This is a genomic window from Campylobacter australis (genome assembly GCF_050586305.1).
Taxonomy (GTDB): domain Bacteria; phylum Campylobacterota; class Campylobacteria; order Campylobacterales; family Campylobacteraceae; genus Campylobacter_A.
This window is the reverse complement of sequence record NZ_JAXUAA010000003.1, coordinates 75,759-93,717: the sequence shown is the minus strand read 5'-3', so window position 1 is coordinate 93,717 and position 17,959 is coordinate 75,759. Positions and strand designations below refer to the sequence as shown.

Sequence of the window (17,959 nt, the reverse complement as noted above, 5' to 3'; positions counted from 1 at the left end):
CAAGCGCAAAAGCTAAACATTTCAAAACGCAACACTTGCTACACTTAATTTAAAAAATATTTATAAAACAAACTTTATCAAAGCTTTTTTGTGTATAATCTCAAAAAACCCAAAAGGATAATCAATGCTAACAAACCCCGTTGTAATCAGCATCCTAGTTATGACCGTGCTTTGTTTGCTTCGTTTTAACATTCTCCTTGCCATCCTCATCTCAGCGCTCACCGCTGGGCTAGTGAGTGGCGCGAGTATGATAGACACGACAAACACCCTCATAACCGGCATGAAAGGCAACCTCGAAACCGCCCTTAGCTACATCTTACTAGGTGCGCTAGCCTCGGCAATCGCAAGGACAAATTTGACCGCTATTTTGATCCGCGCCATAAGCAATGTCATGAGCAAAAAGGCGACCTATCTAGTGCTAAGTATCGCTGCCATAGCGTGCTTATCACAAAATTTAATCCCCGTTCACATCGCCTTTATCCCCGTTCTCATCCCGCCACTTTTGCCACTGTTTAACAAGCTAAAGCTCGACCGCCGAGCAGTAGCGTGCGCGCTGACATTTGGACTTAAAGCGCCTTATGTCTCGCTTGGCGTGGGCTTTGGTCTTATCTTTCATACGATTTTGATGCGCGAGCTTGGAAACAATGGTGTCACGGTAAGCGTAAGTGATGTGGCAAGCGTGATGTGGATAGGTGGTGCGTCTATGCTTGCTGGTCTTATGCTAGCTATCATCTTTTACAGCAAAAAGCGCGAGTATATTGGTAGTGATAGTGAGATAGTAAGCGATAGCCTCAATGCTAGCATGAGCGCGAAAGAGTGGGCTGTGCTAGCTGGCGCAGTGGTGGCTTTTGGTGTTCAAATTTATACCTCATCTATGCCACTTGGCGCGCTTTGTGGACTTGTTACAATGATAGTCTTTAAAGGCATTGAATACAACAAAGTAGATAAGATCATGAGCTCAGGGCTTGCAATGATGGCGTTTATCGCGTTTATCATGCTTGTGGCGGCTGGTTTTGGCGCAGTGCTAAGAGAGAGCGGTGGAATAGATGAGCTAGTAAGTTTTGCAAGTGCTGTAAGCGGTGGCAAACTGGGCGGAATTTTACTCATGCTACTCATCGGACTACTCATCACGATGGGTATCGGCTCTAGCTTTGGCACGATACCAGTCATCGCCTCTATCTATGTGCCATTTAGCCTAGCTCTTGGACTTAGCACGCCTGCGATCATACTGCTTATAGGCGTAGCGGCGGCACTTGGAGACGCTGGAAGTCCAGCGAGTGACAGCACACTTGGTCCTACATCTGGGCTAAATGCTGATGGCAATCACAGTCACATTTATGATACTTGCGTGCCGACATTTGTGTTTTTTAACATTCCGCTGATGATTGGTGCTACTATAGGAGCTATGATACTTTAAAAAAATATATGAAATAAAGTAAGCCTCTTGGGGGAAAGAGGCTTATTACAAAAAGGAGGTTTTTCTTGTTGGACACTGAAATTATACAATCTTGCAGTAAATTTTGTTTTAATAAATAATAACATACAAAAATTATCCTATTTTTGTATTTTGGGTCGATTTTATCGGCTTAGAAAAAATTTTTACAAATCTCTCTCATTTAATAATTTAAAATAATATTAATTTTTGCCGACAAGAAAAATTTAACTTATTTTGTTATAATCTTAAAAAATTTGATTAAGGTAAAAAATGCTAACACACATAGATGAAAAAAATCGTCCAAAAATGGTTGATGTAAGCCCAAAAGATGACACCTTACGAATAGCAACCGCAAGCGGCGTTATTACAATGAGCAAAGAGGCATTTGAGGCGGTAAAAAATAGCACTGGCAAAAAAGGTCCAGTCCTGCAAACTGCCGTAGTGGCTGCCATTATGGGAGCAAAAAAGACGAGCGAGCTAATACCAATGTGTCATCCTTTGAACATATTAGGCGTTGACTGCGACATCCAAGAGCAGCCAGAAAATTTTGCCTTTAAGCTTTTTGTAAGTGTGAAAATAAAAGGCAAAACTGGCGTTGAAATGGAAGCGCTTACTGGCGTTAGTGTGGGACTTTTGACGATTTATGACATGATAAAAGCGATAGATAAAAGCATGGAAATTTCAAACATTGTCTTAGAAACAAAAAGTGGAGGCAAAAGTGGCGAGTATCTGCGATCTAAATAACCAAAAAGCACACATCAACTACCCTACAATGTGGGAATACAAAGTTATAGTCGAAGCACATGTAGATGTAAATGCGTTAGTTCGTGGGCTAATAGATGACGGCAGGCAGCACAAAATCGAGTTTTCAAATTTTAGTAAAGACAAAAAATACGCAAGCCATAGCGTTGTCGTACATGTATTTGATGAGCGTGAAAGATTGGAGCTGTTTTTGGCATTAAAAAAGAGTGCAAAATTTGTATTGTGAGGTAAAAAATGGAACTTAAAAAACGCGTAAACGAACTTTTTGGTAGGCTTGAAACATTAAAAGATGATGAGTTAAAATCTGCCATAAATGCAAAGATGCTAGAACTTTTTGCCGAGCTTAAAGCAGAAAATTTGGACAAAATGCAAGATTTGCAAGATGCAATGAGTGAGATAAACGCAAAGCTTATCAGTCAAAAAGAGCGTGAACTTTTTTCACTTATCGCACAAGCTGATGAGATGTTAAAAAAGATTACTAACAAACGCACAGAGATAAAGCAGACTCTAAAAGCTTCATTTGAGGCAGCAGAAGAGTTGGTAAATGCAAACGACATTGAGCGAAAAGATGAAATTTTACTTTTACTAAATAGCGCGATAATGCGAGAAACAAGGATGTTTGGGATACTTAATGAAAGCGTGCAAAGTGCTTTTTTAACCACTATAGAAAGCGGTGGCGACATAAAAGAGACGGCTATGCAAATCGCAAAAAATATAAGCTATAACGCAATAAATGAAGGAGAGCTAAGCAGTGAGCGTATAATCGAGATAGCAAAAGCTATCGTATCTGGTGCGATTGAAGTTGCAAATGAGAGTAAAATTTTTGCAAAAGAGCTAGTTTGTGGTGCTATCGAGGGTACAAGAGAGGGCATTTTGCGTACACTTGAAAATCTTAAAAGTAATGCAAAATTTACCCCAACCGAGGCAGGTCTTGCTAAGATCGTTAGGGATCTTAGGGATATTGAAGATAAATTTATACAGATGATAAAAGATGTTGGTGCGCAGACAAATGACCCTAGCAGAAGCGCTATCGAGCACTTACTAGATGAGAGTTTAGACTCAAATATTGCCAAACTAAGACGCATAAGCGAACAAGCAGCCGAAGAGCTAGCTCAAAAGCTTGAAGATATTAAGGAAAACGCAACTGTGAATGAATTTTTAAGTAGCACTAGCGAAAAATTTGAGAAGCTAAAAAATGAGCTAAATGAGCGAGCAAAAAATATAAATTTAGATGAAAAGATAGAAGGTTTTGAGAAAAAGGCTAGTGAAAAGCTTGATGAGATGAAGCAACTTGACATTAAGCAAGAAGCCAAGAAGATAGGTGACAGAGCTTACAGCGTAGCAAGAGATTTTTTAAATAAAATTCGAAAAAATGATCAAAATAACGAGGATAATAAAAACGCTTAACAAAAACTGGCTTTGTGAAAAATAGTAACAAAAATAAATATTTTTTGATTTTTATATTTTGAGCAAAGCCTCGATTTTGTATTATTGGCTACTATTTGAAACAAATTTTGTATAAAAATTTAAAAATATTTATTTTGTTGTTTCAAATTCTCACAAAACTTCGCTAAAATACACAAAATTTAACAAGGAAACAACTATGAGAAGTGATCTAATAAAAAATGGCTACACTCGTGCTCCACACCGCTCACTACTTCGAGCAACGGGGCTAAAAGATGATGATTTTAACAAGCCATTTATCGGCGTGGCAAATAGCTTTATAGAGATAATACCGGGGCATTTTTTCTTAAATAAATATTCTGAAATTTTAAAAGATGAGATACGAAAAAATGGCTGTGTGCCATTTGAGTTTAACTGTATTGGCGTAGATGATGGTATCGCGATGGGTCATAGTGGTATGCTTTACTCTTTGCCAAGCCGCGAGATCATCGCAAATTCGATAGAAACCGTAATGAACGCACACCAGCTTGATGCGCTAGTATGTATGCCAAACTGCGACAAGATAGTGCCGGGCATGGTAATGGGTGCACTTAGAGTAAATGTGCCGACAGTTTTTGTTAGTGGTGGTCCGATGAAAAAGGGCTATACGAAAAAGGGCGAGCCGATAGATTTGGCTACTGCGTTTGAGGCTGTGGGTAAATTTGAAACAAATGAGATTACAGCTGAAGAGCTAAAGGATATAGAGTGTAATGCCTGTCCAAGTGGCGGTTCTTGCTCTGGTATGTTTACTGCAAACTCGATGAATACACTATGTGAAGCCATGGGTATAGCACTAAGTGGCAATGGCACGATACTAGCACTAACACCTGAGCGTGAAGAACTTGTACGCCGCGCAGGAAGAAGAATTTGTGAGATAGCACTTGATGAGCGATTTAAAATTAAAAATATCCTAAACGAAAAAGCTATTCGCAACGCGCTTGTTGTCGATATGGCGATGGGTGGAAGCTCAAATACCGTGCTTCATATGCTTGCTATTGCAAGAGAGGCTGGAGTAAACTTGCAAATTTCAGAGCTTAATAAAATCAGCCAAAACATAGCTCACATAGCTAAAATAAGCCCATCTTTACCAAATATCCACATGGAAGATATCGGCAGGGCTGGCGGTATGAATGCCGTGATAAAAGAGATTTCACGCACAGATAATGGAATGCTAGCACTTGATAACCTAACCGTTAGCGGCGAAAGTCTGGGCGAGCGCGTGGGAGCAAGCGATATAAAAGATGAACAAGTTATCCACAAGATAGAAAACGCCTACTCAAAAGTCGGCGGGCTTGCCATACTGTTTGGCAACTTAGCCGAACAAGGTTGCGTTATAAAGACTGCTGGTATCGTTGGTGAGCGTAAATTTAGGGGCAAGGCAGTTTGTTTTAATAGCCAAGATGAAGCCATAGCTGGAATTTCAAGCGGGAAGGTCGGCAAAGGCGATGTTGTAGTCATCCGCTATGAAGGTCCACGCGGAGGCCCTGGCATGCAAGAGATGTTAAGTCCTACTTCACTCATAATGGGAAGAGGCTTGGGTGCTGATGTGGCGCTTATCACAGATGGGCGTTTTAGTGGTGCGACACGCGGACTTAGTATCGGTCATGTAAGTCCAGAAGCTGCTGAGGGCGGCATGATAGGGTTGTTGCGTGATGGCGACATAATCGAAATAGATGTCGATGAATACTCCATAAATGTACTTTTGGATGAGAGCGAAATAGCCACCAGAAAGGCTCAGTTTAAGCCGATAGATAAGAACTTAAGCTCAAAATGGCTACGCCAGTATCAAAAGCTAGTTACAAATGCTAGCAATGGAGCTATCTTAGAAGCATAGATGAAATTTGAGCTAGCTTTAGCTCAAATTTCTTTGCAAATGATAGCTAAATTAAGCTAAATCAAACTCAAAAATATCATAAATTTTTATATTTGAACTAACTTTGGCTTTAAAGCTTAGTTTATGAAATTTTAAATCAAGCTCATAAAATGAACCAAAAAATGTTGAGTTCAAAACCTGTGCTTTATACCTGCCACCAGCTAAAATTTGCTCTGGGCGAAACATAAAATTTTTACTTCTAAGCCACGCCAAAAACTCATCGTCAAGCCAGCTAAGATCGGCATCACCGACGAAATTTAGCTCGCCCAAAAACCGCCCGATTTCAACACAGCTTGGTTTTAAATACAAATTTTTTGGCGTATCAACACACAAAATTTTACCGCCCTTTATAAGCGCGATGCTATCACTAAGCACGAAGGCATCTTCTTTATCGTGTGTTACCATAATGGCTGAGATTTCGCTCTCTTTTATCATCTGTTTAAGCTCAGCTCGAAGTGCTGATCGTAAGTTGTGGTCTAAATTTGCAAATGGCTCATCAAGCAAAAGTAATCGCTCTTTGTTTGCCACTGCTCTTGCAAACGCTACTCTTTGAGCCTGTCCGCCTGAAATTTTATCACATGAGTTTTTTGAAATTTCAGCTATTTTAAACTTTTCTAAAAGCTCATCAACACGAGCCTTGCGCTCATTTTTGCCCATTTTATGTAGAGCAAACTCGATATTTTCACGCACATTTAGATGCGGAAAAAGAGCGTAGTTTTGAAACATCATCGCGACACCATAGTTTTGTAGAAGTGAAATTTCGCCACTATCTTTACTTTCAAGCCCAGCTATGATACGCAAAAGTGTGCTTTTGCCACACCCACTTTCGCCTAAAATAGTTAAAATTTCACTATTTTTTAGCTGCAGATCTATGCCATTTAGCACCTGTTTTTTGCCAAAATTTTTGCTTAAATTTTTGATTTTTAAAATTTCATTCATACTTTTTCCTAGAAATTATCTCAAGCCAAACAATAGCTACAAGCGATAATGAAACAATGATAAAAGATGGCATCGCAGCAGCATAAAGTCTCTCATCAGATGCATAAAAAAATGCTCTAATACTAAGTGTCTCAAAACCAAGCGGGCGCAAGATAAGAGTAAGCGGTAGCTCTTTAATTATATCGATAAAAACTACAATAAGCGAGAGTGAGAAAAAGTGTCGCAAGAGTGGAAAATGAATACCAAAAAATAGCCTTGAAGGGCGCTTGTCAATCATTATCGTCGCATCATCTATGGTTGCTGGTATCTTAGCATATCCACTTTCAACAGCATAAACAGAGGTAGCCAAAAATCGAACGATATATCCAAAAATCAGCACAAAAAGTCCGCTAGACAGAAATGTCGTAGCGTAATTTCTATCAAAATACCCAAAGACAATCATCACGCAAAGCCCCAAACTAGCGCCAGGCAAAGCATATCCAAGCGATGTTGATTTAAGCAAAAATGTATTTAAAGTCCTGTTTTTTATAACTCTTGTCGCAAAGACCAAAAAAAAGCTAATCGCCGTAATTAAAACTGAAGAGATAACAGCTAAAAGAAGCGAATTTAGTGCCATTTGCGTAAATTCTGACGAAAAATCGCCAATAGTAGCCACCGACCAATAAAGTAACCACATAAATGGAAACAAAAAAGCAAGAGCAAAAATCACAAAACACCACAAAAACGCAGCCATTGAAGCTATGCCACGCAGTTTAATGGGTTTAGAGAATTTTGATATATTGTGCGTATTAAAGCTGTATGACTTTTTATTTTTATTTATGTGCTCTAAAATCATTAAAATAAACACAAAAACCATAAGCATACCAGCCAAAAATGCAGCCGAATAGCTATCTCCCAGATCAAACCAAAGCTTAAAAATCCCAGCAGAAAATGTCCGCACTCCATAATATGCCGCCGTGCCATAATCGCTTAAAGTCTCCATCAAAACAAGCATCGCACCGCCGATGATGGCTGGACGAGCGACAAAAATGCCGACTTTATAAAACATAGCAAATGATGAAATTTTAAAGATTCTACAGGTGTCAAAAATCGTTTGTGACTGCGTTTTAAACGATGTTTTGGCAAACATATAAATGTATGGATACAAAGAAAGCGATAGGACAAAAATCGCTCCATAAGCGTTCATAAAATCAAGCCTAACACCAAAAATTTGATGAAAATAGCCATTATGCTCCATTATGCCAACATAGCAAAAGCTAAAAATATACGCTGGAATCGCCAAAGGTAGCATAAGGGCATATTCAAAGAATTTTGAAAATGCAAAGCGGTAGTTTGCCACTATCCAAGCCGAAATCGTCGCGATAAAAAGGCTAAGACATAAAACACCGATAGAAACAATTAGCGTGTCTTTAAGATAGTTTAAAAATAGATACTCAAAAAAGTGTGAAAGTAGCGAATAGTCCCCAAGTGCAATCTCAAAAAATATACTTAAAATAGGGACTAAAACAATAAGGGCGAGTAAGATCGCCCCAAATTTCAATGCAGACACTTACTTCCAGCCAACCATGTCATAAATTTTAACCGCTTCATTGGTATTTTTTACACTTTTGTAAAGTGGTGTAGTATCTTCTTTAAATGAGCCAAAATTTTTAACTATCTCGTGCGGCTCAACTTCTTTGTTTATAGGATACTCATAGTTTATGCCAGCCAAGATCTTTTGTGCTTCAGGACTAACCATAAACTCCATAAATTTTAGAGCGTTTTCTTTATTTTTAGCAGCTTTTGTCATACCGATACCACTGATATTTACATGTGTTCCACGGTTGTCTTGATTTGGGAAGATTATACCTAAAACCTTTGCCGCCTCAACATCATCAGCCTTTGGAGATGTTAATAAAAGCCCAATATAGTAGGTATTCATAACAGCAACATCGCCCTCTCCAGCCAAAATAGCCTTCGCCTGATCTCTATCGCCACCTTTTGGTTCGCGAGCTAAATTTTGCAGTGTTCCTTTTGCCCATTTTATCGCCTCATCTTTGCCGTTAGCCTCAAACAAAGCAGCTAAAAGCGACTTGCTGTATGGAGCAGTTGCGCTTCTAATAAGTAGCTTTCCTTTTAGCTCTGGATTTGCTAAATCCTCATAGTTTTTAATCTTGCTTGCATCAAAGTCGCGCTTATCATAGACGATTATCCTAGCTCTTTTTGAGATAGCATACCAAAATCCCTCATCATCTCGGTAGTTTTCTGGAACGATTTTATCTAGTGTTTCTGACTTTACAGACTGCAAAACACCTTTTGTTTTAGCCGTATGGAAATTTCCAGCATCAGCAGTAATAAAAATATCTGCTTGTGAGCTATCGCCTTCAGTTTCTAGCTTTTTTATCAGCTCGCCACCCCTTGCTTGAGTCGCATTTACCTTAATACCGGTTTTTTCCTCAAAAAGCTTATAAAGCTTTGTGTCAGCGTCATAATGGCGAGCAGAGTAGATATTTACCTCTCCACTTGCTAGAGCAAAAGTCGCAATCGCAGAAAGTGCCAAAAGTGTCTTTTTCATTTATATCCTTTGATTAAAAATGGTTTTGGCATTTTAGCGATTTTTGCTTATATTAATATTAATTATCAGTTTTAGTAAAAATTTGAATTTTACTCTCTGAAAAATATAGTAAAATTTTTAAATTTACTATATTTTTGAGTTTTTAATCTGCTAAACTTAAAATTTCAGCTCTATTATTTACTATGGCGATGCAGTGCTCATAATGGCTAGTGCGTAATCCATCTTTGCTAGTAACCGCCCACTTATCAGTGCCTATGACAGGAGTGCCGTCTTTTTGGCATATCATGGGCTCTATGCAAAATGTCATGCCGTTTTTAATCTTTGGTCCAGCCTTTGGGTTGTTACCCTCAAGATAATTTGGCACCTCTGGCTCTTCGTGCGGACGCCTACCGATGCCATGCCCACAAAATCCACGAAGCGGAACATAGCCGCGCGCGGTAATAAATTTTTCAAGCTCATGACAAACCTGTTTAAAGTGCATACCAGCTTCAATAAAATCGATTGCAAAATAAAGAGCGTCTTTAGCGCATGCGATGAGAGCTTCATCTTGTGCAGAAATTTTACCAACTCCAAAAGTTCGCGCGCTATCACCAAAATAACCATCTAAATTTGAACCTATATCAACGCTAACAATATCGCCCTCTTTTAGCTTATACTCGCTAGGTATCCCATGTATAACTACTTCATTAACGCTGATGCAAGCAGCATTTGGAAAGCCATAAAGCCCCTTAAAGGCTGGCTTTGCGCCCTGCGCCCTTATCATATCTTCACAAATTTTATCAATATCTAAAAGCGAAATTCCCGGCTTTATAATAGTAGCAACATGATCTAGTGTTCTTGCGACTATCTTGTTTGCGGCACGCATTTTTTGAATTTCAGATGGTTGTTTAAGAGAGATCGCCATAAATTTTCCTATAAATTTTTGCGAGATTATATCAAAAATGAAATTTGAAAATGATAAAAGTTAGAATTTGACCGACAAGCACTGCTTGCCAGTCAAATTTGCGGTTATAAACCTACCGCGCTTAGGGTTTGATATTTATTCATATACATTTGGGCTTCGATACGACGCATCGTGTCAAGCGCAACTGAAACTACGATCAAAACCGATGTTCCGCCAAAATAAAATGGAACACCCATCGTTTTTACAAGTACCCAAGGAAGTGTAGAAATAAGTCCCAGATAGATAGCTCCGCCAAGCGTCAAGCGACTCGCGACCTCATTTAGATACGCTGCCGTGCTCTCACCTGGTCTAACGCCCGGGATAAACCCACCCTGTCTTTTTAAATTTTCACTTATATCTTTTGTATTAAAGACTATCGAAGCGTAAAAATATGCAAAGAAAATGATAAAAATAAATGTCAAAAAGTTAAACATATAACCATTTGGATTTAAAAAATCATAGACAGCTTGGATGTATTTATTTGTGCTTGCTTGAAAAATCGTGCTAGGAAACATCAGTATCGCACTAGCAAAGATCGGCGGTATGACACCGCTTAAATTTACTTTGATAGGGATATAGTTCATGATACGCTTATTTTGATTTTGCATAACGACTTTACGAGAGTATGAGATCGGTATGCGACGCTCACCCATCTCAACAAATATAATCGCACCGATAGTTGCTAAGATAACAATTAGGATACCAATAACAACCAAGAAATTTAGCTCACTTGTATTGACAAGATTTATCGTACCACCGATCGCACTTGGTATGCCAGATACGATACCCGCAAAGATGATAAGACTAATGCCGTTGCCAATACCGCGCTGAGTAATCTGCTCACCGATCCACATAAGCAGCATCGTACCTGCAAGCATCGAAACTGCAGCAATAGCAATGAATAAATTCAGATCAATCATAATCGCCTGCTCGCCGCCTCTACCACCAAGACTTTGCAGTCCTATGCTAACACCGATAGCCTGGACTACCGTAATCACTATAGTTAAGTAGCGGATGATTTGCATATATTTTTGCATGCCGTCACGCTCTTTTTTCATCTTACCCAAATTTGGGAAGGTAGCAGCTAAAAGCTCCATAATGATCGACGATGTAATGTAAGGCATAATACCAAGCGAGATGATACTTAAACGCTCAGCAGCATTGCCACTGAACATATTAAACAAACCTAAAGCGTTGTTGCTGTTTGAGTTGAAAAATTCTTTAATCACATCAACATTAACGCCCGGAACTGGCACATACGCCAGTATCCTGTATGCGAATAAAAATGCCAACGTAATGAGAATTTTGTTGAGCAAATTTTTATCCATTATTTTTGTCCGGTAACACTAATGTTGCTATCTTTTACCTTTGGAGCAAGTGATTTTGCGCTTGCACCGATAAGCTTGATCTTTGTAACACTCTTTGCGATTTTATGGACGCTAGCGATGCTTGCGATCGTAATCTCAGCAAGCTCTTTTACAGCTGTTATCTTTTCTACATTGATAACATAAGGTTTTTCAAATTTTGAAGTAAAGCCAACTTTTGGAAGGCGTCTTTGAAGTGGCTGCTGACCACCCTCAAAACCACGCTTCTCGTTGTAGCCTTTTCTTGCTCTTTGACCCTTGTGACCTTTACCAGCCGTTTTACCTTGACCGCTACCTTGACCACGGCCCAATCTCTTAGTTTCGCGTGTCGAGCCAAGAGCTGGGGTTAAATTTTCTAATGCCATTTTCGTTCCTTTCTCTTAGCTTTTTAGCATGCTAAGCGCTTTGATAGTAGCACGCACAACATTTGCTGAGTTATTTGAGCCAAGCGATTTTGTAAGGATGTCTTTTATGCCCGCAAGCTCTAAAATAGGGCGTGCGCCACCACCAGCGATAACGCCTGTACCTTCGCTAGCTGGACGAAGCAGAATGCGACTTGCGTTATATTTAACCTCTACATCGTGAGGGATGGTTGAGCCTTTTAGCTTGACTTCGATGATGTTTTTAAATGCATCATCTACCGCTTTTCTCATAGCATCTGGAACTTCCTTTGCCTTGCCATAGCCAAAGCCGACAAGACCATTTCTATTACCGACTACAACAAGAGCTGTAAATCTAAATCTACGACCACCTTTAACAACCTTTGTAACCCTGCCGATATCGACCATTACTTCTTCAAATTCTTCTCTATTATACTTTTGCATTGATCTTCCTTTGGGTTATAGCTTGATGCCGTTTTCTCTTAGAGCATCAGCAAATGCTGCTATTACGCCGTGATATAGATAGCCATTTCTATCAAATTTCGCTTCGCTTATACTCTTGTCTTTTAGCTTCTTAGCAAAATCTTTTGCAAGAACTACAGCACCGTCTTTATTTGCCTTTATACCAAGCTTTCTACCATCGCTAGCAACCAGCGTTGTAGCAGTAACATCATCAATAGCTTGGACATAGATTGTTCTATTTGATTTAAAAATAGACACTCTTGGGCAAGCAGCTATACCTGAAATTTTACCTCTTACTCTTGCTTTTCTCTTGAGTCTAAGAGCAAGTTTTCTTTTTAATACTTTTGCTGTCATCGCCTATCCTTACTTCTTAGATGTTTTACCCGCTTTGCGGATGATGCGCTCTTCTACATACTTAACGCCCTTACCTTTGTATGGCTCTGGTGGGCGGAAGCCTCTAACTTGAGCTGCTACTTGACCTATAACTTGCTTATCACTACCTTTTAGCGTGATGATGTTTTTCTCAACGCTTGCTTCGATGCCTTCTGGAAGTTCATAGTTGATAAGGTGTGAAAAACCAAGAGTTAGCTCAAGAATTTTACCCTTAACTGCTGCTTTGTAACCAACGCCGTTGATCTCAAGCTGGCGAGTAAAGCCTGCTGTTAGTCCAACTACGATGTTGTTTGCAAGTGCGCGGTATGTTCCCCAAAATGCACGGCTTTGACGATCTTCGCCCTTAGCAGCAAAAGTCAAAGTACCATTTTCTACCTTAACATCAACATTATTTTTTGTATCTAGTTCTTTTGTTAGGTTGCCCTTTTTAAATTTCAGGACACCATTATCTACGCTAACATCTACTCCAGCTGGAATAGCTATTGGCTGTTTTCCTATACGTGACATTTTTTTCCTTTTACTTGTCTAGGGTGTTTCTACGATTTTGAATCAACACCACAATGCCGTAAAATAAAATACATCGCCCAAAAATCAGGCAATGTAAAAACTAAAATTTGGCGCACTCACGCCAAATTTCTTACCAAACTGTGCAGAGAATTTCGCCACCAACACCAGCTTTATGAGCGTCTTCATTGCTTAAAACGCCTTTGCTTGTGCTAACAATGATCGTTCCGTAGCCGTTTTTAAAGCGCTTGATATCATCTTTACCCTGATAAACGCGGCGCCCTGGTTTTGAAACTCTTTTTAGTTCGTTGATTACGCTTCTGCCACGATCGTCATATTTTAAAACAACATTAATAAATTTCTTGTTGTTATCTTCTACGACATTAAAGCTCTCGATGTAGCCCTTTGCAGCTAGGATCGCAAGAGTCGCCTCAACAACTTTTGAATAAAGAAGTTGTGTCGTATCTAGCTTTCTCATAGAAGCGTTTCTGATGCGGGTTAGTCCGTCTGAAATTAGATCATTTAACATTTTCGCTCCTTACCAGCTTGCTTTTTTAAGACCTGGGATTAGACCCTCGTTAGCCATTTTTCTTAGGCAAACACGGCAAATTCCGAAATCTTGATAAACAGAGTGCGGTCGTCCGCAAATTTGGCATCTTGTATAGCCACGCACCTTAAATTTAGGCTTACGAGCGGCTTTTGCTATCATTGATTTTTTAGCCATATTACTTTCCTTTTGCAAACGGCAAGCCAAATAGCTCTAGCAATTTGAATGCCTCTTTATCGTTTTTAGCTGTTGTAGCGATAGTAATGTTCATGCCGTGAGTGCGTAAAATTTTATCATACTCAACCTCTGGGAACATTAGCTGCTCGCTTAGACCAAAGTTATAGTTGCCTCTGCCGTCAAAGCCGTTTTTTGGCAAGCCACGGAAGTCTTTAACACGAGGAAGCGCAACGCTTATAAGCTTATCTAAAAATGCAAACATATTTTCTTTTCTTAGCGTTACCTTGATGCCAACTGGGAAATTCTCACGAACTTTAAAGCCCGCTACTGATTTTTTAGCATTTGTTATAACTGCTTTTTGACCAGCGATAAGCGAGATCGTGTCAGCCATATTTTGAAGCACTTTTTGATCTTTTGCAGACTCATTTGCACCAACGCTAATAACGATCTTCTCAAGAGCTGGGATAAGCATATGGTTTTTAATATCAAATTCTTTAACAAGTGCAGGCTTAATGCTCTCGTTAAATTTATCTCTTAATCTACTCATCCTCTTACTCCTCAACTTTTGCAACATTTGAGATGTCTATTGGCATTTCTTTGTTGATGTGACCACCGTTTGGAGTCTTGTCACTTGGCTTGATAGCTTTTTTAGCCAACTTGCAGCCCTCAACTAGAACTTGACCTTTTTTAGCCAAAACCGCAAGAACTTTGCCGGTTTTGCCTTTGTCATCTCCAGCAATAATTTTTACATTATCACCTTTTTTGATTTTAAATTTTACATTTGCCATCATAACACCTCCGGAGCAAGTGAAACGATCTTCATAAAGTTAGCATATCTAACTTCACGACCAACTGGTCCAAAGATACGAGTCCCTACTGGCTCTCTTTTATTGTCTAAGATAACAGCTGCATTCTCATCAAATCTAATAAGTGAGCCGTTTTCTCTTTGAACTTCTTTTTTAGTTCTAACAACAACCGCTTTAACAACTTGACCCTTTTTGATCTTGCCATTTGGTAAAGCTTTTTTTACAGAGCAAACAATGATATCGCCAAGTGTTGCGTATCTTCTCTTGCTACCACCTAAAACCTTAATACACATTAGCTCTTTTGCGCCACTGTTATCAGCAACTGCAAGTCTTGTAAAACTTTGAATCATTACTCAACTCCCTTTGCAAGAACAGCTTTTAGGCGGAAATTTTTACGAGCAGAAAGTGGTCTGCACTCAATAGCTACGATAGTATCGCCTGCATTTAGCTCGTTTTTCTCATCATGAACCATATACTTCTTAAATCGTTTTACAAATTTGTGGTATCTTGGGTGCATAACGCGTCTTTCTACCAAAATCGTAGCTGTTTTATCACCAGCTTTTTGCAAAACTACGCCTTGAATTTCTCTTTTTAATGCCATCTTTAGCCCCTTACTTTGTAGCACTAATTGCAGTATTGATCTGTGCGATCTCTTTTTTGACCACACGGATCTCGTTAGGGTTACTTAACTGCATAGTTTTTAACTTTTGCTTTAGTGTAAATAAAAGCACCTTTTTCTCTTTTAACATTGCGTTTAATTCTGCAACGCTCTTGTCTTTAATCTCAGTATATTTCATTTTCACTCTCTCGCGTTACAAATTTTGTTTTAAACGGCAGTTTATGCATCGCCAAAGTTAGTGCTTCACGAGCTAATTCCTCGCTAACGCCAGCTAATTCATAAATGATGCGACCTGGCTTAATATTCATTACCCACTCTTCAACACCTGCTTTACCTTTACCCATACGAGTTTGAAGTGGCTTTTTGGTTAGTGGTTTATCAGGGAAAACTCTGATCCAAATTTTAGCCTGTCTTTTTACATGACGAGTAAGTGCCTGACGAGCAGCTTCGATCTGGCGTGAATTTACACGACCTGCCTCAGTTGCTTTAAGCGCAAATTCGCCTGTTGATAAATTGGTGCCACGAGTTGCATAGCCGCGATTGCGACCTTTCATTTGCTTACGATATTTCGTTCTTTTTGGTAACAACATAATTATTTACCCCTTCTTGCTCTGCGTGGTTTTCTATCGGCTTTTTCCTCTTCATTGCGCTCTGGCTGAACGCCCTTTTGAAGAACTTCGCCTTTAAATATCCATACTTTAATACCTATGTTTCCATAAGTTGTATGTGCTTCCGCAAAACCATAATCGATTTTTGCTCTAAGTGTATGAAGCGGCACGCGACCCTCCAAATACCACTCAGTTCTTGCCATCTCAGCACCGCCCAAACGACCAGCAACTGAAATTTTAATACCCTTTGCGCCTGATTTTTGTGCGCCTTGGATGACCTTTTTCATCGCACGGCGGAAAGCAACACGGCGCTCAAGCTGCATAGCAACATTTTCAGCGGCTAGCTGAGCTGAAGCTTGTGCCTTTCTCTCTTCTTTGATGTTGATATTTACATCTTTGCCAACGAGCTTTGAAACTTCATTTTTTAAAACCTCAACATCGCTACCTTTTTTGCCTATAATAATACCAGGGCGAGCAGCAACTACCGTTACGCGTAGTTTTTTTGCTGTTCTTTCGATAAGAATCTGGCTAACTCCTGCGTAATAAAGTTTTTTCTTTAAAAATGCACGAATTTTATAATCTTCACCGATATTCTCTGCTAAATTTTGTTTAGAAGGAAACCAGCGTGATTCCCAGTTGCGGTTAATGCCTAGTCTAAGACCTATTGGATTTACTTTTTGTCCCATATTACGCTTCCTTCTTTTCAGGTTTAGATACTTCTACCATGATGTGAGAAGTTGGTTTGCGAATTCTGCTCGCTGTTCCTCTTGCTCTTGGGCGAAATCTCTTTAATACAGGGCCAGCATCCACGCGGCAACTTGTTACGATAACCTCTTCTGGCTCAAATCCGCCGTTTGCAACAGCTGTGCTGATAGCATTAGCGATAAATTTTGCACCACGATTTGGCATAAACTGCAAACTTGCAAGTGCAAGCTCAGCGTTCATACCCTGAACTTCACGAGCGATAAGTCTAGTTTTTGTAGGAGAAAGTCTTACAAATTTGATTGTTGATTTACTCATCTTGCAGCCCCTTACTTACCGATTTTCTTCTGCACTGAGCCTTTGTGACCCTTAAATGTGCGCGTTGGAGCAAATTCGCCAAGCTTATAACCTATGTGATTTTCTGTAACATAAACAGGTATAAAGCTCTTGCCGTTATGAACATTAAATGTTAGTCCTATCATCTCAGGCACGATTGTGCTTCGTCTTGACCAAGTTTTGATAGGTTTGTTGTCGTTTGCCTTTTTAGCGGCATCAACTTTTTTCATTACATGATCATCTACGAAAGGACCTTTTTTGAGTGATCTAGCCATCTCTATTTTCCTTTCCTTCTTGAAATTATAAGCTTATCGCTTGCTTTTTTGCGGCGAGTCTTAGCACCCTTAGTTGGTTTGCCCCATGGTGTAACTGGATGACGACCAGAGTTTTTCTTGCCTTCACCACCGCCGTGTGGGTGATCAACTGGGTTCATCGCTGAGCCACGAGTTTGTGGACGGATACCACGGTGGCGGTTACGACCAGCTTTACCGATAGTTACATTTGCCCAATCTTCGTTACCAACAACACCAACAGTTGCCATACACTCGGCTAGTACTTGTCTCATCTCGCCACTTGGTAAGCGCAAGATAACATACTTCTCTTCTTTACCCATAAGCTGTGCATATCCACCAGCCGAGCGAGCCATCTGAGCGCCTTTACCCGGCTTAAGCTCGATGTTGTGAAGGATAGTACCCACCGGGATAAAGCGTAGTTTCATCGCGTTGCCTGGTTTAATGTCAAGCGCGCCCTCATCTATCGAACCGATAACATCGCCAACATTTAGACCATTTGGTCTGATGATGTAACGCTTCTCACCGTCTTTATAAGCGATAAGTGCGATACGGCAGTTTCTGTTTGGATCATACTCGATTGCTTCAACTTTACCTTCAATGCCAAATTTGCGGCGTTTAAAGTCGATAATACGATAAAGCTTCTTTGCGCCCGCTTCTTTATGTCTTGAAGTGATACGACCGTTGTTATTTCTACCGCCAGTTGCTGGAAGTTTTACAAGAAGGCTTCTAACACTTGGCTTAGCTGTGATATCTTCTGAACTTAGTCCAGTGATATATCTACGGCTTGGGGTATATGGTTTATATGATTTTATTGCCATC

Annotated in this window: 26 protein-coding genes; 5 read left to right on the top strand and 21 right to left on the bottom strand. The window is 39.7% G+C overall.

Going from position 1 to position 17,959, the window contains the following annotated elements:
- Positions 1-124 precede the first annotated feature (124 nt).
- The 5 genes from U5B17_RS05515 (at position 125) to ilvD (ending at position 5,474) form a co-directional block, all read left to right on the top strand.
- The gene (locus U5B17_RS05515) at positions 125-1,417 is read left to right on the top strand and encodes a Na+/H+ antiporter NhaC family protein (protein ID WP_430804367.1); all 1,293 of its coding nucleotides are present in this window, start codon (positions 125-127) and stop codon (positions 1,415-1,417) included.
- Between the two features lie 288 nt (positions 1,418-1,705).
- Positions 1,706-2,179, top strand: a complete 474-nt coding sequence (moaC, locus tag U5B17_RS05510) for a cyclic pyranopterin monophosphate synthase MoaC (protein ID WP_430804366.1) — start codon at positions 1,706-1,708, stop codon at positions 2,177-2,179.
- Positions 2,154-2,423, top strand: a complete 270-nt coding sequence (locus U5B17_RS05505) for an HP0495 family protein (RefSeq protein WP_430804365.1) — start codon at positions 2,154-2,156, stop codon at positions 2,421-2,423. Before moaC ends, U5B17_RS05505 begins: the two co-directional genes overlap by 26 nt.
- Before the next feature lie 8 nt (positions 2,424-2,431).
- Positions 2,432-3,604 (top strand): hypothetical protein, encoded by a 1,173-nt coding sequence (locus U5B17_RS05500; RefSeq protein WP_430804364.1) that lies wholly within the window; start codon positions 2,432-2,434, stop codon positions 3,602-3,604.
- 196 nt (positions 3,605-3,800) lie between these two features.
- A complete protein-coding gene (gene ilvD / locus U5B17_RS05495) occupies positions 3,801-5,474 on the top strand; it encodes a dihydroxy-acid dehydratase (RefSeq protein WP_430804363.1) in 1,674 nt (557 codons plus the stop codon).
- 51 nt (positions 5,475-5,525) lie between these two features.
- Here the strand turns inward: ilvD and U5B17_RS05490 are convergent, their stop codons facing one another.
- The 21 genes from U5B17_RS05490 to rplB form a co-directional block, all read right to left on the bottom strand.
- Positions 5,526-6,443: an ABC transporter ATP-binding protein gene (locus U5B17_RS05490; RefSeq protein WP_430804493.1), complete on the bottom strand. Its 918-nt coding sequence runs from the start codon at positions 6,441-6,443 to the stop codon at positions 5,526-5,528.
- 1 nt (position 6,444) lies between these two features.
- Positions 6,445-8,001: an ABC transporter permease gene (locus U5B17_RS05485; protein ID WP_430804362.1), complete on the bottom strand. Its 1,557-nt coding sequence runs from the start codon at positions 7,999-8,001 to the stop codon at positions 6,445-6,447.
- Positions 8,002-9,006 (bottom strand): Fe(3+) ABC transporter substrate-binding protein, encoded by a 1,005-nt coding sequence (locus U5B17_RS05480; RefSeq protein WP_230056861.1) that lies wholly within the window; start codon positions 9,004-9,006, stop codon positions 8,002-8,004.
- Positions 9,007-9,148: 142 nt separating this feature from the next.
- Positions 9,149-9,910: a type I methionyl aminopeptidase gene (gene map, locus U5B17_RS05475; protein WP_430804361.1), complete on the bottom strand. Its 762-nt coding sequence runs from the start codon at positions 9,908-9,910 to the stop codon at positions 9,149-9,151.
- A gap of 104 nt (positions 9,911-10,014) precedes the next feature.
- On the bottom strand, positions 10,015-11,277 hold the full coding sequence (secY, locus tag U5B17_RS05470; protein WP_430804360.1) for a preprotein translocase subunit SecY: 1,263 nt from the start codon (positions 11,275-11,277) through the stop codon (positions 10,015-10,017).
- Complete coding sequence (rplO, locus tag U5B17_RS05465; RefSeq protein ID WP_430804359.1) at positions 11,277-11,678, bottom strand: 50S ribosomal protein L15; 402 nt, start codon at positions 11,676-11,678, stop codon at positions 11,277-11,279. The genes secY and rplO overlap by 1 nt, the downstream gene beginning before the upstream one ends.
- A gap of 15 nt (positions 11,679-11,693) precedes the next feature.
- Entirely contained in the window at positions 11,694-12,137 is a 444-nt protein-coding gene (rpsE, locus tag U5B17_RS05460; RefSeq protein WP_430804358.1) for a 30S ribosomal protein S5, read from the bottom strand.
- 15 nt (positions 12,138-12,152) lie between these two features.
- Positions 12,153-12,509, bottom strand: coding sequence for a 50S ribosomal protein L18 (rplR, locus tag U5B17_RS05455; protein ID WP_430804357.1), 357 nt, complete (start codon positions 12,507-12,509; stop codon positions 12,153-12,155).
- 9 nt (positions 12,510-12,518) lie between these two features.
- On the bottom strand, positions 12,519-13,055 hold the full coding sequence (rplF, locus tag U5B17_RS05450; protein ID WP_430804356.1) for a 50S ribosomal protein L6: 537 nt from the start codon (positions 13,053-13,055) through the stop codon (positions 12,519-12,521).
- A 130-nt stretch (positions 13,056-13,185) separates the two neighbouring features.
- Positions 13,186-13,581, bottom strand: a complete 396-nt coding sequence (gene rpsH, locus U5B17_RS05445) for a 30S ribosomal protein S8 (protein WP_430804355.1) — start codon at positions 13,579-13,581, stop codon at positions 13,186-13,188.
- A 9-nt stretch (positions 13,582-13,590) separates the two neighbouring features.
- On the bottom strand, positions 13,591-13,776 hold the full coding sequence (locus U5B17_RS05440; protein ID WP_221254057.1) for a type Z 30S ribosomal protein S14: 186 nt from the start codon (positions 13,774-13,776) through the stop codon (positions 13,591-13,593).
- 1 nt (position 13,777) lies between these two features.
- The gene (gene rplE / locus U5B17_RS05435; protein WP_430804354.1) at positions 13,778-14,323 is read right to left on the bottom strand and encodes a 50S ribosomal protein L5; all 546 of its coding nucleotides are present in this window, start codon (positions 14,321-14,323) and stop codon (positions 13,778-13,780) included.
- A gap of 4 nt (positions 14,324-14,327) precedes the next feature.
- Positions 14,328-14,564 (bottom strand): 50S ribosomal protein L24, encoded by a 237-nt coding sequence (gene rplX, locus U5B17_RS05430; RefSeq protein WP_230056870.1) that lies wholly within the window; start codon positions 14,562-14,564, stop codon positions 14,328-14,330.
- Positions 14,564-14,932, bottom strand: coding sequence for a 50S ribosomal protein L14 (gene rplN, locus U5B17_RS05425; protein WP_229932806.1), 369 nt, complete (start codon positions 14,930-14,932; stop codon positions 14,564-14,566). Before rplN ends, rplX begins: the two co-directional genes overlap by 1 nt.
- Positions 14,932-15,183 (bottom strand): 30S ribosomal protein S17, encoded by a 252-nt coding sequence (gene rpsQ / locus U5B17_RS05420; RefSeq protein ID WP_430804353.1) that lies wholly within the window; start codon positions 15,181-15,183, stop codon positions 14,932-14,934. The genes rplN and rpsQ overlap by 1 nt, the downstream gene beginning before the upstream one ends.
- A gap of 10 nt (positions 15,184-15,193) precedes the next feature.
- Positions 15,194-15,379, bottom strand: a complete 186-nt coding sequence (gene rpmC, locus U5B17_RS05415; RefSeq protein ID WP_430804352.1) for a 50S ribosomal protein L29 — start codon at positions 15,377-15,379, stop codon at positions 15,194-15,196.
- Positions 15,366-15,791, bottom strand: a complete 426-nt coding sequence (gene rplP, locus U5B17_RS05410; protein ID WP_430804351.1) for a 50S ribosomal protein L16 — start codon at positions 15,789-15,791, stop codon at positions 15,366-15,368. The genes rpmC and rplP overlap by 14 nt, the downstream gene beginning before the upstream one ends.
- Positions 15,792-15,793: 2 nt before the next feature.
- Positions 15,794-16,495, bottom strand: a complete 702-nt coding sequence (rpsC, locus tag U5B17_RS05405; RefSeq protein ID WP_430804350.1) for a 30S ribosomal protein S3 — start codon at positions 16,493-16,495, stop codon at positions 15,794-15,796.
- Between the two features lies 1 nt (position 16,496).
- Positions 16,497-16,829 (bottom strand): 50S ribosomal protein L22, encoded by a 333-nt coding sequence (gene rplV / locus U5B17_RS05400; protein WP_430804349.1) that lies wholly within the window; start codon positions 16,827-16,829, stop codon positions 16,497-16,499.
- An 11-nt stretch (positions 16,830-16,840) separates the two neighbouring features.
- Positions 16,841-17,122, bottom strand: a complete 282-nt coding sequence (gene rpsS / locus U5B17_RS05395) for a 30S ribosomal protein S19 (protein WP_229932812.1) — start codon at positions 17,120-17,122, stop codon at positions 16,841-16,843.
- A gap of 2 nt (positions 17,123-17,124) precedes the next feature.
- Positions 17,125-17,958, bottom strand: a complete 834-nt coding sequence (gene rplB, locus U5B17_RS05390) for a 50S ribosomal protein L2 (RefSeq protein ID WP_430804348.1) — start codon at positions 17,956-17,958, stop codon at positions 17,125-17,127.
- Between the last annotated feature and the right edge of the window lies 1 nt (position 17,959).